Here is a 15,866-nt window from a genome sequence, read left to right as displayed (position 1 = left end):
CTCCTTAAAATTATTACCAATCGCCGAAACCGCCGACTATCCTACGAGGAGAATGCCTGCCAATTATTCCTACACGGATACCGCGGTCTGTGCGCTCGCCGAACTTCTCGGGAAGATACTTGCAGTCAGTTACAACAATCGTCTTTTCAACGTTTTTTGTGACGCCGGCAATTTCAAGAGTGATCAATGCTTTCGTTTTACCTTCAGACACGGGCAATATTAAATTTTTGTCCGACACATTGGCAACGGCGTTATTCAATGTTCGCACATTTAAAGTATAAGGAACAAATGTCGGCACATCGACATAAAACGTTCCTCTGTCAATCAAGGAAAGCACCTGCGGGTACAAGTCTATCTTCGTTTTCTTAACAAGAGTCTCTGTCGTCCCGTAAATAAGTACACCTTTTGTACCTTCAGCAAGCAGCCAAATATTCGTTTTGTCTTTTGCAACCGCATACTCGGTTACTGCAAGACGTGTATGCACATCATATTCCGTAAGATGATAGAAATAGTCATTCATCAATTCATTGTCAATGTGAAAGTACGTGTGGCTATGTTTTTCAGGAATTGCCGTTTTTACAAAAGATATGATTTCATCATTTATTTTACTTTTAGAACTGTGATCGGCATCAAAATGTTTTATTGCAAGCACAGTGTCTGTCTCAGCATTTGTATATGAGATCTCGTTTGCGGCACAGGCAAATGAAGCGAAAAGGATTGTAATTACCAGCGGAATTATTATTTTCATCATTATTCCTCTTAAAAACGTGCCATTTTTTCTTTCATTGATGCCAATCGATCGAGTGCTTTATACAGAGTCTTATCATCCACAGCAAAATGGAGACGAATATAATTTTGTACATCTTCAGCAAAAAAAACAGAACCGGGTACAGCACCGACACCTACTTTTTTCACTAAAGTCTCACAAAATTCTGTATCCTTTTCATATCCGTACTCAGAAATATCAAGAAGAATATAGAATGCACCGCACGGTATATTATGGGTGATATTCAATTCATCGAGTCCATTCATAAAGATATCGCGTTTTTTTGTATACATTTCTATCAGACTGTCGTAATAAGCTTGATTAAAGTCAAGTCCCGTAACGGCGGCTTCCTGTAGCGGACTGGGTGCACTGATCGTCAGATATGCATGAATTTTCTTTATTTCTTCCACTATTACAGGAGAGCCTATAATATAACCGACACGCCAGCCCGTAATAGAGTAGGTTTTAGATAAAGAACCTATGCAAACAGTACGTTCATACATTCCCGGCAATTCACAAAAATAAGTATATGTATGGGGTTTATAAATAATATGAGAGTATACTTCATCAACGATGGCAAACGTATTATATTTACGAACGAAATAAGCAATTATTTCCAATTCTTCCTGAGTAAACACTTTACCGCACGGATTAGACGGATTGCAAATAAGGATAGCCTTCGGTCTTTGTTTAAAAGCCGCTTCCAATTCATCTATGTCAAAAGTAAAGTTTCCACCAAGAAGGGGGACAAAAATCGGTTCTCCACCGGCAAGAAAAACATCCGTGCTGTATGCATCATAATAAGGAGAAAAAATAACGATCTTATCTCCCCGATCAACGATTGTCATAATCGCCGCTATCAGTGCTTCCGTTCCTCCGCAAGTTGCAATGATTTCATGTTCTGCATCAGGTTTATGTCCCGTGAATGTAAAGCGATAGTCCGCCAATGCCTGACGAAAACTTTCCGAACCGGCATCCAAACTGTATTGATGCGGACCTTTATCAACAATGTCTTTAAGGCTATTCAAAATAGGTGCAGGCGGTGAAAATTCCGGAAACCCCGCAGATAAATTGATTGCACCGTACTTATCCGATAAAACGGACATGCGAGCAATCGGCGAATCCGTAAAAAATTGCATGCGTTTCGAAACTTCAGGCATAGCGCCCTCCTTATATTACAAGTCGAGATTTCTTACTTTCTTTGCGTTATCCTGAATAAATTTGCGACGAGGTTCTACTTTATCTCCCATAAGAACGGAAAAAATGCGATTCTGCCTCTACAGCATCTTCCAATTCCACTTTAACGCGTACGGAACTGAGGATCCATAGTTGTTTCCCAAAGTTGTTCCGGATTCATTTCACCAAGCCCTTTATAGCGCTGGACAACAGTATTATCACCGCCGACTTCTTCAATCTTACTTTTCAATTCATCATCAGTATATAAATACCAAATAGAACGACCTTTACGAACTTGATATAATGGCGGCTGTGCAATATAAACATGGCCTTTTGTAATCAATGGCTTCATAAACCGATAAAAGAACGTCAGAAGAAGAGTTCTAATATGAGCCCCGTCAACATCCGCATCGGTCATAATAATAATTTTATCATAACGGCGTTTCTCAATATCGAATTCTTCACCAATACCTGTACCGAAAGCCGTAATCATGGCGCGAATTTCTTCATTCGCCAAGATCTTATCAAGGCGTGCTTTTTCTACATTAATGATCTTGCCGCGTAACGGTAAAATAGCTTGGAACTTACGATCTCGCCCCTGTTTGGCGGAACCGCCCGCAGAATCGCCTTCAACAAGGTAAATTTCCGTTCTGTCCGGATCTTTTTCCGAACAATCGGCAAGTTTACCGGGTAAACTGCTGATTTCCAAGGCATTTTTACGACGTGTCAATTCTCTTGCTTTACGTGCAGCCTGACGGGCGCGAGCAGCATTAATATTTTTATTAACAATAGCCTTAGCTTCTGACGGATTTTCTTCAAAAGTTTGGTTTAACCCGTCGGAAATAATGTTATCAACAATCCCTTTTACTTCACTATTTCCCAATTTTGTCTTAGTCTGACCTTCGAACTGAGGTTCTCTGACTTTAACACTAATAATTGCCGTAAGACCTTCACGGACATCTTCGCCGGATAGATTTTCTTCGTTTTCTTTGATAATACCGGATGAACGGCCGTAATCATTAATCGTACGCGTTAAACCGGACCGGAAGCCGCTTAAATGCGTGCCGCCTTCTTCAGTAAAAATATTATTTACGAAAGTAAGAATATTCTCACTGTACCCGTCATTATATTGAAGAGCAATATCAACTATAATATCATTTTTAATACCTTCCAAGCTAATAACGGTTGAATTTACAGGATTCCTATTTTCATTGAGAAATTCAACAAAAGACTTTAACCCTCCTTCATAATGATAAACTTCTTTTCTGTCTTTACGCTTATCCGTTAATGTTATGGTCAATCCCTTATTAAGAAAAGCCAATTCACGAAGTCTGATTCTTAAGGTTTCAAAATCATAGGCTGTATCAGGGAAAATTTCCGGATCCGGTTTAAACCAAACTTTTGTGCCTCGTTCATCTCCTGCTTCAAGAGGCCTTACCTTTTGTAACGGTTTTGTCGTCAAACCGCGGGCAAAGGCAATATTCCATAAATAACCGTCACGTTTAACTTCAATTTTAGTCTGTTCGGAAAGAGCATTTACAACAGATATACCGACTCCGTGTAAACCGCCGGAAATAGGGTACCCTTCTCCGCCGAATTTACCGCCTGCATGGAGGACTGTCAAAACAACTTCAATAGCGGGTTTACCTATTTTATGCATAGCTACGGGAATACCGCGCCCGTTATCAATAACTGTAACACTATTATCCGCCTCAATAGTGACTTCAATATGTGTCGCATATCCTGCCAAAGCTTCATCAATACTGTTATCAACTACCTCATAAACAAGATGGTGAAGACCTTTAAGCGACGTGCTGCCGATATACATACCGGGGCGTTTCCGAACAGCTTCTAATCCTTCTAAAACCTGTATTTGTTCTGCTCCATAAGAAGATTTCTTTTTTTCAGACATAAAACTGATTGCCTCCTGCTTTATAATCATTAATTATACATCATTGCTGCAAACTCACAAATACTGTCCGCGATTACAAGATATTTATATAAATTTTTGAGATCGGGAAAATATATTTTTATACCGTTTAATGAGGGTTTCCAATGTAATTGGCGAACCATACAAATACTCGTCTGTCAATACATATGATTTTATTTTATTGTCGGAAATATTGCCGACCGCAATAAAAGGTTTATTGAATTTTTTTACACTGTTGGTTTTTACCGATTTTGTCGGGTGACATTTTACGATAGATATGATAGACGTAAGAGGAATAACTTCATTTTCTCCTATATGAAGATACATTATTCTTTCCTCCTATACTTATTTACCAAATGAATAATAAAACTATCTTCCAAATCAGACGGATTTTTTCTTGTAATAAAAATAGCTAAAAAAAGATCGTCTTCTTCCGTATCAACATTATGGTAAACTTTTTCAATCAATCTATAAATACAATTACGGCGTACTTCATTATACATTTCTTCCGTAAATCTTTCGGCACCATAATCATGAAGCACATCTTCCCATGTAAGCCAGGGAAGCTCCTGCAATATGGACGTTAATTTTATTTTTCTTTTCCTCTCAACTGCCAGACTACAAAATAAACACCCTTCTTCTTTTCGCAGCCATCTGCCACAATGCGGGCAAGAATGATATCCTTCCCGCTCGTAAGCAATACGTCTGCGTTCCCTGGCTACAAACAAATTAAACATTTTAGATTGCATAGATTCAGGAAATTTATCTATTTCATTATGAATCTTCTTAATTGTATCCGGAGTAATGACAATTGAAGAAAGATAAGTTTGAAATTGTCCTTCATGGATTTCATCCCATAAGATACTTTTTTTAGGCGGAACTTTTCCGGAACCTGTAAACTTTATATCTTTAACATACCGTTCACCCAGATAAGAATTTATTTTTTCTTTAATCTGCCGTTTATATATAAAAAGTTGGCTCATCCAAGCTGAATTAATAACGCCAATTGTAATAACACCATCACAGATATCATGGATATATGAATACCTTCCTATTTGAGATCCCATAATATGAGACCAATTACTCTTTAAGGTATAAAGACGATACGATTGTAGAAGATTATTTTTTTTCAGTATATTTTGTATAAAATTGCCGGCTTTTTCCGGAATCCCCTTTCTAATATCAGTCATATTTAACCTTTCCGTTGACAACATGTAAAAAATGATATTCTTTTTTCTTGCGAAAAACAGCATCATCTGTCGCAGTAATAAAAGTCTGTATTCGTTCATGAACAAATTCAAGAAGAGAGTTGCGCCGCCCTTCGTCAAGTTCACTCATTACATCATCTAAAAGCAAAACAGGATATTCCCCGCTTTCAGATTTTATAAATTCCAATTCAGACAATTTTAAAGCTAAAACAGCAGTTCGTTGCTGGCCTTGAGAACCGAACCTTCTCAAATTTCCTGCTTCCGTACCTAAAATAAGATCATCTCGATGAGGGCCGACAGATGTAGATATTCTGTATATATCATATTGTCTGTTTTTCTTCAAAAGCCGATAATACCACTCCGGATCAGTTATATTCTGCTCATCACCTATACCTTTATTATAGGGTTGCACATAGGTTAATGTTAAATTTTCCTTATTCCGTGTCAGCCTCTTATATATAATGCCTGCCATGAAACGAATTTTTTTTAAAGACTCCAACCTCTTTTTTACAATTTCCGCCGAAAATTGGGCTAATTGCTCATCCCATTCATCTAACGAAATACACCTCTTATATTTCATTTTCCTTAAAAGAATATTTCGCTGCGCAACAGCACGATTATATTGCAACAGCAAATGATAGTATGTTTGATTTACTTGAGATATTTCCATATCCATAAAACGTCGTCTCAACAAAGGAGTTCCTTTAATTAATTGTAAATCATCCGGTGAAAACATAACTGCCTGCAATGTTCCGAACAGTTCCTTTATCTTCACCTTTGTATTATTTATATATGCAGATTTTTTTTCAAATCGGGAAAAAATTATTTTAACTTCCTGTTCAACATTATTTCGTACAAAATCAATAATAACACTTCCTTCATTCGATCCTTGTCTCAATATATCAATATCCCCGACGCCTCTATATGATTTACCGATACAGCCCGCATACATGGATTCAAGAAGATTTGTTTTTCCCTGTCCGTTACGCCCATAAAAGATAATAATAGACTTTGGAAAAGAAATATCGACACTTTCATAGTTCCTGAATCCCTGTAAACGAACGCGTGTAATTATCATTTACTTCGCTCCAACCAGACGATATTTGCCATTATCTTTAATAATAATAACATCACCTGTAACAAGTTGTTTACGCTTAACCGTACAAATCTCTCCATTTACAATAACTTTCTTATCAGCTATAAGAAATCCTGCTTGTCCGCCGCTTTCCACAATATCGGCCCACTTTAAAAATTGATCAAGCTGTATTTTTTCTGTTTTAATAACTATATCCTTCATTATATTTTCCTATCTCGTACGCATCGGTGTAACGACAAAAACGCAATTTCCCTGGTCTTTATCTTGTACCAACATGGGACTGTTTTCTCTGCATTTAAGAAAAATTTCATCTTTATGGCAATGTCTAAGAAGATCAAGAATAAACCGCCCGTTAAAAGATATTGCAAGAGGTTCACCGGACATATTGCATTCTACAGAATCTTCCACCGTGCCGTGATCCGGATCCTGACTGGTCATCTTTATTTGATTATTTTTTATTTCAAAATTAATAACGTTATATTGTGCATCTTTAGCAACAATAGAAATACGTTCAACAGCCTCCGTAAATTCACTGCGATTTACAGTAATGATATTTTGAAATTCTGTCGGTATAACACGACGATAATCAGGAAAAATACCTTCAATCAATCTTGTCCTCATATATACATTTCCAAACTGGATAGCCAAATAGTTACGTACAGCTGTCACTTTAACAACAACAGGCACATCAGTAGGTAATTGACGCGACACTTCAGTAAGCAATCTGCTGGGTATAATTGCCTGAATATCATCTGTTGCAGATTGTTCCAAAACGGTAGATTTAAGAGCAAGTCGATGAGTATCCGTTGCTACCATGGAAAGAGATTTTTCGGAAACATCCATAAAGGTACCGGTAAAAACAGGCCGAGACGTATCTGTTGCACAAGCATAAGATGTATTATCAATAAGTTCTTTTAAAGTAACACTGTCTATTTCAAATTGAGCATATCCTTGTTCGACGACTTCAACTTCATTAAAATCTTCCGTATTCATAGTAACGTATCGATAAGTCAGTTTACCGCCATGAATTGTCATTTGAGAATTTGATTCATTTTTTGTCAGAATAATTTCATCACTGTTAATGCGTCTGGTCAATTCGGAAAGATGAGGATCCCAAAGGAATACTTCACCTGCTTCTTCAATAATGCCGGGTACTATTGTTTTAATGCCCATGTCATAGTCATTAGCCTGAATTTCAATAACATCGTTTAAAGCTTTAATTAAAAGACCGTTTTCACTGGAAAGATTATTGCTTTTATTAGCAGCTACTTTTTGTACGGACTGAAGTGCTTGTGTAAAATCATTTTTTTGAATTCTGAGTTTCATATCTTATTCTCCTTTTATATGAGTATGAAATGAATTGGGAATTAAATTATAGTAGTAATAGTAATAGGTACTGTGAATTTGTGCAAAAGCCTTATAGATTTACTAATTATAGTATCCACTTATGTGGGTATAAGGTAGATAAATCATATTTCTTTATCCACAATAATACATGTATTTTAAGTGATTTGATTTATAAACAGTATATAGACAACTTGTTCTCCTTAGTTGTTCACATTAGTGATTAATTTTTTTAACTGTTCTATCGTTGTTTTTAAAGATTCATCTTTTTCCATATTTTTAGAAACTTTAGTACATGCATGCATAACTGTTGTATGATCTCTGCCGTTAAAGGTTGCGCCTATATGGGGATATGTATTATCTGTCAGTTCACGACAGAGGTACATGGCGATTTGTCTGGGATAAGCAATTTTTTTCATTTTTGTTTTACTCATGAGGTCTTCATATTTAACCTTGTAATAATGACAGACAACCTTAGTTATTTCATCTATCGTAATATATTTTTTTTCATTTTTATCTTTGATTAGTTCTTTTAACGCGCGTTGAGTTAATTCCAAGGTAATAGGTGATTTTTCTACGGAAGCCTGCATTTGAGCTCGTATAAATGCTCCTTCAAGCTCACGAATATTTTCGCTTACATTAGAGGCAATGTAGTCGATAGCTTCTTTTTGTATTTTTATATTTTCTACTGAAGCACGATTGCGCAATATAGCTGTTCTTGTTTCTAAATCGGGAGGTTCTATACTGACTACTGTACCGCCTTGAAAACGTGAACGCAATCTATCTTCCAATTTTTTAATATCTTGCGGCGGCCGATCACTGGTAAAAACCATTTGTTTATGATCTTGATATAGTTTATTGAAGGTGTGAAAAAATTCTTCTTGAGTATGCTCTTTACTTTCGAGAAATTGGATGTCATCAACGAGTAAGACATCTATATTACGATAACGCTGACGAAAGCTTTCAGAATTGCGATCTTGAATGGATTGAATAAGTTCATTAGCAAAATCTTCACTTGTAATACAACGTAAACACATGGTTGGGAATTGTTTAAGAATATGATGCCCTATGGCGTGCATAAGATGAGTTTTACCGAGACCGCTGCCGCCGTAAATAAAGAAAGGATTATATTTTTTTGCCGGTGCTTCGGCAATGGAAAGAGCGGCTGCATGGGCTATACGGTTACTGTTGCCGATGATGAATGTGTTAAAAGTATAGGCATCATTTAAAGTAGAAACTCCTATATGTGATATAGAAGGATTTTCGGCAGACGGAACTATTTTTGAATCAGTATCGGCAAAGGGCGTTAATTTTATTTTTTGACAATATTCAAGCGGTTCGGATTCATATGATTCAGTAGATTGTTGGTCAGCAGTTTTAAAAATTTTTTCTTTTGATTTATATGTGTTGTCTTCATATATATTATCTGTTTTTTCTACCGCTGCAGCAGTCTCTTTATCTATAATTAAACTTTCGCTGTGAATAAGACGAACCCTTACAGGCCTGCCCAGAGAGGATGAAGCTGTATTTTCGAGAAGCTTTGTATATTTTTTTGTAATGAATGAACAAATGAAGTTGTTTGTCGTATCTAAAGTGAATACATTTTCTTCAAAGGAATAAGGAATGAGGGATGTCTCGATCCATGTATTATAAATTTGCGGCGGCAAAGTTTTTTTCAGTTTATCTAACATGGTAATCCATAATGTTGTAATGTCTACCGTTTCCATATAACCTGTAAATCCTTTCTGTAAGAATGATTATGATTTAAACATGCTGTAATGTGCATAATCGTGTGGAAAGAAACATATATCATTTAATAAATACCACAACTTTAAAGAAAAACAAAGTTATCAACAATTGTTAATAATCTGTTGATAACTTTTAATAGCTATCCACATTTTACACTAAAATAGTTGTAAAGGGAATAGACTGACCTCATTAAATTAATTAACCTGTTGATAGATAAGATGGAAGCTTTCATTGACAGTATGTAGTCGATTGAGTATAATTACACTATTATAGTGTAGGTTCATAAGACTGTGTGTAAAAGGGGGGTGCTTCATTTGAAACAAACATTTCAGCCGAATAACTTGTGGAAGAAAAGAACACATGGCTTTCGTGAAAGAATGAAAACGAAAGGCGGCCGTATGGTTTTAAAAAAACGTCGCATGAAAGGTAGAAAGAAACTTTCTGCTTAATAATTTTACGAGATGAACAGAAGAATTCCATATGGGATTTTTCTGTTTTTCTGGTATTAGTAGGTAACGTTCATGTATGAGTTAAGAAAAGAAGACCGTCTATGTAAAAATAGAGAATACCAGCTAGTGTATCGTTATGGTAAATCGTATGTTACGAAATCAGTTGTGCTTTATGTTATGAGACGGTCATCAAATCAATCTGTACGTACAGGATTTGTGACAGGTAAAAAAATTGGTTGTGCCGTTGAACGTAACTATTGTCGGCGTCTTATGAAAGAAGTATATAGACTTCACAAGGCGGAATTGTCTGACGGATATGATTTGGTATTGATTGGCAGAAGCAGATTGAAAAATGGCCGTTATGCCGATGCGGAACGTGCTATATTGAATCTTTTTGAACAGGCGGGTATATTACGAAAGAAGTAAATTATGAAATATGTTCTTATCTTTTTTGTGCGGTTTTATCGATTATGTATATCTCCGTTGGGATTACCCTGTTGTCGTTTTTATCCCAGTTGTTCTGCTTATGCTGTTGAATCCTTACAAAAGTACGGTATGTTAAAAGGAACATGGTTAGCGGTTAAACGTATTTTAAAATGCCATCCTTTTCATAAGGGCGGATATGATCCGGTACCGTGACGGAATAGACGAAATAAAGGCTGTTCCCGTATGGGGCTTGCACACTTGATTGGAGTTGAGAAATTTGGGCTTTTTCAGCGGAATTATGGATGTATTGGCAAGTTTTATGTCAACATGTCTTGATTACTGTTATGTTTTTACACAAATTATAGGATATCCTAGTTATGGTATCGCTATTATTATGCTTACGGTTATTATAAAATTAATACTTAGCCCGTTAACAGCGAAACAGATTCGTTCTATGGAAGGTATGCAACTTTTGCAACCTAAAATAAAGGAATTACAAAAAAAGTATAAGGGTAATCAGAAAAAATTGCAGGAAGAAATGAGCAAGCTCTATAAAGAAATGGGCGTAAATCCTTTTTCAGGGTGTCTTCCTATTTTGATTCAGATGCCTTTTCTTGTTTCCATTTTTTATGCTCTTCGTTCTTATCCTTATGATCCGGCATATCAGAGCTTTCTTTGGCTGTCCAGCTTAGGAGAACCGGACGGGACATATATTTTGCCTGTACTGTCAGCGCTTTCAACGTTTCTTATTCAGAAGCAAATGACCGGCGCTCAGTCTGATGTAGAAGGTCCTCAGGCTATGCAACAAAAAATTATGAAAGTAGCGATGCCGTTGTTTATCGGTTGGATCAGTTTGACCTTCCCGAGCGGTTTGGTTATCTACTGGATTATTTCCAACATTTTTCAAGGTGGACAGCAGATGCTCATGAGTTACCTTAAAAAGGAGAACTGAAATGACTAGTATCGAAGTTACGGGAAAAACCGTAGAAGAAGCGGTTAAATCGGGGTTGGCACAACTTCAAAGAAAAGAACAAGACGTTCTGACAGAAGTTATCACGGAACCGAGCAGCGGTATTTTCGGTTTCGGTAAAAAAGATGCTAAAGTTCGTCTTACCGTTATTGAAAAAGAAATAATGCCGGATACCCTTACAGAAGCGGTTATGACGGAATCTGTCACGGAACTGGAAGAAATGACAGTAAAGAAAAAAGAAGAGGCCGCTGCAGAAAATATCGCTGCCGAAGGAAAAGAATTTCTTCAGGAAGTTCTTGAAAAGATGGGTATTTCCGTTGTTATTGAGAAAATGATTAAAGAAGATAAAATCATCCTTCATTTACACGGTAAAGATTTAGGAGTTCTCATTGGCAAGCACGGGCAAACATTGGACGCACTTCAATATTTGGTTAATTTGAAAGCTAATAAAGATAGGGAAAATCACTGCTTCGTGATGCTTGATGTTGAAAATTATCGTACTCGTCGTGAAGAAACACTGAAAGCCTTGGCCCATCGCTTGGCAGGTCGAGTCAAACATAATCACGATAAGATGGTTCTTGAACCGATGAACGGGTATGAACGCAAGATCATCCATGTTGCCCTTCAGCATACGGAGCATATTCGCACGGAGAGTGAAGGACAGGAGCCGTATCGCCATGTGGTTATTTATTACCAGTAAAACAAGGACCCGGTGCGTTGCGCCGGGTTCTTTTCCTATATAAGGAGTAGGATTTGATATGTATGATATATCCGACACGATTGCCGCCGTTGCCACGCCGCTCGGAGAAAGCGGTATCGGTATTATTCGAATCAGTGGTCCCGAAGCATATGAAGTAGGCGCAAAAGTTTTCCGTCCTAAAGGTAAGCAGGGTATAAAAGAGTATAAAGACAGAACGATTCATTTCGGAACAATTGTCGATGAAGGCGGAGAAGAAATAGATGAGGTACTTGTTCTTATCATGAAAGAACCGCATTCATATACGGCTGAAAATATTTTGGAAATTCAGTGTCATGGCGGCAGACAGCCTATAGCTTCCATTTTACAACTTGTACTGAGAAACGGGGCCAGACTTGCCGAACCCGGCGAATTTACGCAGCGAGCGTTTTTGAACGGTCGTATCGACTTGGCACAGGCCGAAGCCGTTATGGATATTATTCAAGCGAAGAGCAGGCAGGGACTCAGTGCGGCGGTAAGCCAATTGGAAGGTAAGTTATCTAAGCTTGTCCGTAAAATGAGGACAGACTTAACCGATCTCATTACGCGTTTGGAAGTAACTGTTGATTATCCGGAAGAAGATTTGGAAGACATTGTTGTACGGGATATGATCGGTGCCTTGACGGAAATGAAGGAAAAAATAAGGATAATGCTTGCACAATCGGTAAAAGGCCGGATAATTCGGGACGGTGTTACGGTTGCCATTGTCGGTGCTCCCAACGCGGGAAAATCAAGTCTCTTAAATTACCTTTTGTCTGAAGAAAGAGCTATTGTTACGGATATTCCCGGTACAACGCGCGATATCTTAGAAGAGTGGGTATCCATTCAGGGAATTCCCTTTCAACTTGTTGATACGGCGGGGATTCGTGAGACAATAGATGTTGTTGAGACAATAGGCGTTACCAAGGCAAGAGAGTATTTGGAACGGGCCGATATAGTTCTTGTTGTGGTGGATCGCTCAAAGGCATTGACAAAAGAAGATAAGTGTTTGCTCCAATCAGTTAAGGGAAAACAGGTTGCTTTGGTATTGAATAAAATCGATTTGGCAGATGGTATAAAACATGAAGAATTATCCGAATTCTCTTATCCTCTTATTCTCGTTTCAGCTAAAAATGGTGAAGGTATGGAAGAACTGGAACAATTTCTTGTCGACAGATCTCTTCAGGGCGGTATGAACGGATATGATGTGTTGATCACCAATACACGCCATATAGAATTGGTCAGGCAGAGTTTGGCTGCTTTGGAAAGAGCGGAAGAAACGATTAAAAAGGGTATGCCTTTGGATTTTGCTATTATAGATATTCGTGAGGCCTGGGACCTTTTAGGCTCCATTACGGGGGATACGATTCATGACGATATAGTCGGTGAAATATTCAACCGTTTTTGTTTGGGAAAATAGGAGGCATACTCTTGTTTATTGCAGATACATATGATGTTATTGTAATCGGTGCGGGTCATGCCGGTTGTGAAGCCGCTTTGGCGGCTGCACGTTTGGGTGTACGCACCCTTTTGGTAACTCTCAGCTTGGATAATATAGCGCTTATGCCCTGTAATCCCGCTGTCGGCGGACCGGGTAAGAGCCACCTTGTCAAAGAGATCGATGCACTTGGCGGACAAATGGGGATTAATACAGATGTTGCGACCATACAGACGCGTATGTTAAATACCGGTAAGGGACCGGCTGTATATTCGTTGCGGGCGCAGATTGATAAGAAACTGTATCAGGCAGAAATGACACATACCCTGGAAAATCAGGATAATCTTGATGTGAAGCAGTTGATGGTTACAGAGCTTATCATTGAGGGCCGTGTTGTCAGAGGAATACATACGGAATTAGGTGAAACGTATCTGAGCCGATCAGTTATATTGGCAACAGGCACTTATTTGAGAGGAAAGGTCATTATAGGTGAAACTACTTATGCCAGCGGTCCTATCGGACAACGTTCCGCGGAGGTTCTTTCCGACTCATTACGTCGTGCGGGTATTTTTCTGATGCGTTTTAAAACAGGGACACCTGCTCGCGTAGACCGTCGTGCTTTGCGGACAGAAGAAATGGAAATACAGGCGGGTGATGAAAAAGGATATGCCTTTTCCTTTCTTTCAAAACGCAAAAATCGAAATCAAGTGTGTTGCTGGTTGACCTTTACGAATGAAAAAACACATGAGATTATACGTTCCAACCTTGACAGAGCACCTATGTGTAACGGCGTTATCGAAGGAATAGGCCCGCGATACTGCCCGTCTATTGAGTCTAAAATTCTGCGTTTTTCCGATAAGAAGCGACATCAACTCTTTATAGAACCGGAAGGATTACGAACAGAAGAAATGTATGTACAAGGTATGAGTACCAGTTTACCTATGGATGTACAGTATGAATTTTTAAAAACGATACCGGGGCTGGAAGACGTAAAAATTATGCGGCCGGGCTATGCAATTGAATATGATTGCCTTGATCCTTTGCAGTTGACACCGACCCTGGAAGTAAAACATATTCAGAATCTTTATTCTGCCGGGCAGTCTAACGGGACAAGCGGTTATGAAGAAGCTGCGGCACAAGGGCTGATTGCCGGCATTAATGCCGCTCTGAAGTTGAAAGGTAAAGAGCCGTTTATTCTCACTCGTGCAGAAGCGTATATAGGAGTTCTTATTGATGATCTGGTTACGAAGGGAACGGAAGAACCGTATCGTATGATGACAAGCCGTGCTGAATACAGACTTGTTTTACGTCAGGACAATGCGGATTTACGATTAACCGAAAAAGGCCGTGCTATCGGTCTTGTTAATGATAGACGTTATGCGGCGTTTTGTTGTAAAAGAAAAGCGATTGAAGCAATGATTGAAGAGTTATCAGAATTTCCCGTGACGCCGACCGCGAAAACCAATGAACGGCTGACGGCCGTCGGTTCAGCGCCGCTACGTACAGGCGCGAAAGCTGTTGATTTATTACGTCGTCAGGAGATGACCTATACTCTCTTACACTCCGTATTCCCCGAGCTTTCGGAACGGTCGGCTGAAGTGGCAGAAGAAGTGGAAATAATGATAAAGTATGACGGATATATCAATCGGCAGAAAGATCAGGTTGCCAAAATGAATAGGCTTGAACAGAAGCTCATTCCTCCCGATATAGATTATTCAATCATTGAGACCGTTTCCTCTGAGGGACGACAGAAACTGGCAAAAATTCGTCCTCGTTCACTCGGTCAGGCAAGTCGTATTTCGGGGGTTTCTCCGGCGGATATAACCGCTCTTTTAATTTATATGGAACAATATCGACGAGAGGGTAAAGGCAATGTTTCTATGTAATGGTAAAACGCTTTTTGCAGAAGCACAAGTAGCCATTTCGGAACTCCAATTGGAAAAATTTGAGACCTTTGCGCAAATGCTTATTGAAAAAAATAGAGTCATGAATTTAACGGCCATTACGGAAGCGGATGAAGTGACGGTAAAGCACTTTATTGACAGTCTTACTTGTTATGATGAAACATTTTTTGCTGCCGGCGCATCCGTTCTTGATTTAGGCACAGGGGCCGGTTTTCCGGGGATACCGTTGGCTATCATGCACGATGATTTAAAGATAACCTTTTTTGACAGTTTGCAAAAACGTTTGAATTTTCTTCGCGACGTAACGACTGCTATCGGTTATAAGAATGCATCTTTTCTTCACGGCAGAGCTGAAGAAGAAGCTCATAAAAAGGAGTTTCGGGAATTTTTTGATGTCGTTACGGCACGGGCCGTAGCCCGCTTACCGGTGCTTGCCGAATGGGCGCTGCCTTATGTGAAAATAGGCGGTACATTTATTGCACTTAAAGGGGCCGCATATGAAGAAGAGTTAAAAAATGCTGTCAATGCGCTGAAAATACTCGGTGCTGAAGTAGAGTCTGTGCAGATGAAATCTCTTCCCGGCTTGACGGATATACGGGCTGTCATCTATATTAAAAAGGTAAAAGAAAGTCCATTTGAATATCCGCGTAAACCAAAGGTTGCCGCAAAAAATCCGTTATGAGAACAAGAAGGGG

At 38.6% G+C, this 15,866-nt stretch carries 16 protein-coding genes and 1 pseudogene; 8 read left to right on the top strand and 9 right to left on the bottom strand.

Translation table 11 applies throughout. The features are described from left to right. Positions 1–13 precede the first annotated feature (13 nt). The 9 genes and pseudogenes from HMPREF0080_RS00170 to dnaA form a co-directional block, all read right to left on the bottom strand. Complete coding sequence (locus HMPREF0080_RS00170; protein WP_156795256.1) at positions 14–652, bottom strand: hypothetical protein; 639 nt, start codon at positions 650–652, stop codon at positions 14–16. Between the two features lie 107 nt (positions 653–759). After that, positions 760–1,926 (bottom strand): pyridoxal phosphate-dependent aminotransferase, encoded by a 1,167-nt coding sequence (locus HMPREF0080_RS00165; RefSeq protein WP_006789014.1) that lies wholly within the window; start codon positions 1,924–1,926, stop codon positions 760–762. A 15-nt stretch (positions 1,927–1,941) separates the two neighbouring features. Further along, positions 1,942–3,884 (bottom strand): annotated as a pseudogene (gene gyrB, locus HMPREF0080_RS00160) (DNA topoisomerase (ATP-hydrolyzing) subunit B). Positions 3,885–3,938: 54 nt separating this feature from the next. Continuing rightward, on the bottom strand, positions 3,939–4,199 hold the full coding sequence (remB, locus tag HMPREF0080_RS11565; protein ID WP_006789012.1) for an extracellular matrix regulator RemB: 261 nt from the start codon (positions 4,197–4,199) through the stop codon (positions 3,939–3,941). Then, positions 4,199–5,062: a DciA family protein gene (locus tag HMPREF0080_RS00150; protein ID WP_006789011.1), complete on the bottom strand. Its 864-nt coding sequence runs from the start codon at positions 5,060–5,062 to the stop codon at positions 4,199–4,201. The genes remB and HMPREF0080_RS00150 overlap by 1 nt, the downstream gene beginning before the upstream one ends. Beyond that, on the bottom strand, positions 5,055–6,158 hold the full coding sequence (recF, locus tag HMPREF0080_RS00145) for a DNA replication/repair protein RecF (protein ID WP_006789010.1): 1,104 nt from the start codon (positions 6,156–6,158) through the stop codon (positions 5,055–5,057). The genes HMPREF0080_RS00150 and recF overlap by 8 nt, the downstream gene beginning before the upstream one ends. Next, positions 6,159–6,377, bottom strand: coding sequence for an RNA-binding S4 domain-containing protein (locus HMPREF0080_RS00140; protein WP_006789009.1), 219 nt, complete (start codon positions 6,375–6,377; stop codon positions 6,159–6,161). It lies immediately after the preceding gene. Positions 6,378–6,386: 9 nt separating this feature from the next. Next, complete coding sequence (gene dnaN / locus HMPREF0080_RS00135; RefSeq protein ID WP_006789008.1) at positions 6,387–7,502, bottom strand: DNA polymerase III subunit beta; 1,116 nt, start codon at positions 7,500–7,502, stop codon at positions 6,387–6,389. Positions 7,503–7,723: 221 nt separating this feature from the next. Then, a complete protein-coding gene (gene dnaA / locus HMPREF0080_RS00130) occupies positions 7,724–9,247 on the bottom strand; it encodes a chromosomal replication initiator protein DnaA (RefSeq protein ID WP_006789007.1) in 1,524 nt (507 codons plus the stop codon). A gap of 336 nt (positions 9,248–9,583) precedes the next feature. On the opposite strand from dnaA, the gene rpmH reads away from it, so the two are divergent. The 8 genes from rpmH (at position 9,584) to rsmG (ending at position 15,853) form a co-directional block, all read left to right on the top strand. Next, a complete protein-coding gene (gene rpmH / locus HMPREF0080_RS00125) occupies positions 9,584–9,718 on the top strand; it encodes a 50S ribosomal protein L34 (RefSeq protein WP_006940814.1) in 135 nt (44 codons plus the stop codon). Between the two features lie 72 nt (positions 9,719–9,790). Continuing rightward, complete coding sequence (rnpA, locus tag HMPREF0080_RS00120; RefSeq protein WP_040346563.1) at positions 9,791–10,144, top strand: ribonuclease P protein component; 354 nt, start codon at positions 9,791–9,793, stop codon at positions 10,142–10,144. 3 nt (positions 10,145–10,147) lie between these two features. Further along, complete coding sequence (yidD, locus tag HMPREF0080_RS09320) at positions 10,148–10,357, top strand: membrane protein insertion efficiency factor YidD (RefSeq protein ID WP_006789004.1); 210 nt, start codon at positions 10,148–10,150, stop codon at positions 10,355–10,357. An 85-nt stretch (positions 10,358–10,442) separates the two neighbouring features. Continuing rightward, entirely contained in the window at positions 10,443–11,096 is a 654-nt protein-coding gene (locus HMPREF0080_RS00115) for a YidC/Oxa1 family membrane protein insertase (protein WP_006789003.1), read from the top strand. A gap of 1 nt (position 11,097) precedes the next feature. Further along, positions 11,098–11,814, top strand: coding sequence for an RNA-binding cell elongation regulator Jag/EloR (jag, locus tag HMPREF0080_RS00110; RefSeq protein WP_006789002.1), 717 nt, complete (start codon positions 11,098–11,100; stop codon positions 11,812–11,814). Between the two features lie 58 nt (positions 11,815–11,872). Continuing rightward, positions 11,873–13,249, top strand: coding sequence for a tRNA uridine-5-carboxymethylaminomethyl(34) synthesis GTPase MnmE (gene mnmE / locus HMPREF0080_RS00105; RefSeq protein ID WP_006789001.1), 1,377 nt, complete (start codon positions 11,873–11,875; stop codon positions 13,247–13,249). An 11-nt stretch (positions 13,250–13,260) separates the two neighbouring features. Further along, positions 13,261–15,153, top strand: a complete 1,893-nt coding sequence (gene mnmG / locus HMPREF0080_RS00100) for a tRNA uridine-5-carboxymethylaminomethyl(34) synthesis enzyme MnmG (protein WP_040346560.1) — start codon at positions 13,261–13,263, stop codon at positions 15,151–15,153. Beyond that, a complete protein-coding gene (gene rsmG / locus HMPREF0080_RS00095) occupies positions 15,140–15,853 on the top strand; it encodes a 16S rRNA (guanine(527)-N(7))-methyltransferase RsmG (protein ID WP_006788999.1) in 714 nt (237 codons plus the stop codon). Before mnmG ends, rsmG begins: the two co-directional genes overlap by 14 nt. The last annotated feature ends 13 nt before the right edge of the window (positions 15,854–15,866 follow it).

It is taken from the genome of Megasphaera geminata F0357, assembly GCF_000239275.1.
In the GTDB taxonomy this organism is placed as follows: domain Bacteria; phylum Bacillota; class Negativicutes; order Veillonellales; family Megasphaeraceae; genus Megasphaera; species Megasphaera geminata.
Note: the sequence above shows the minus strand (reverse complement) of the source record. Positions and strands in the feature narration are given on the sequence as shown.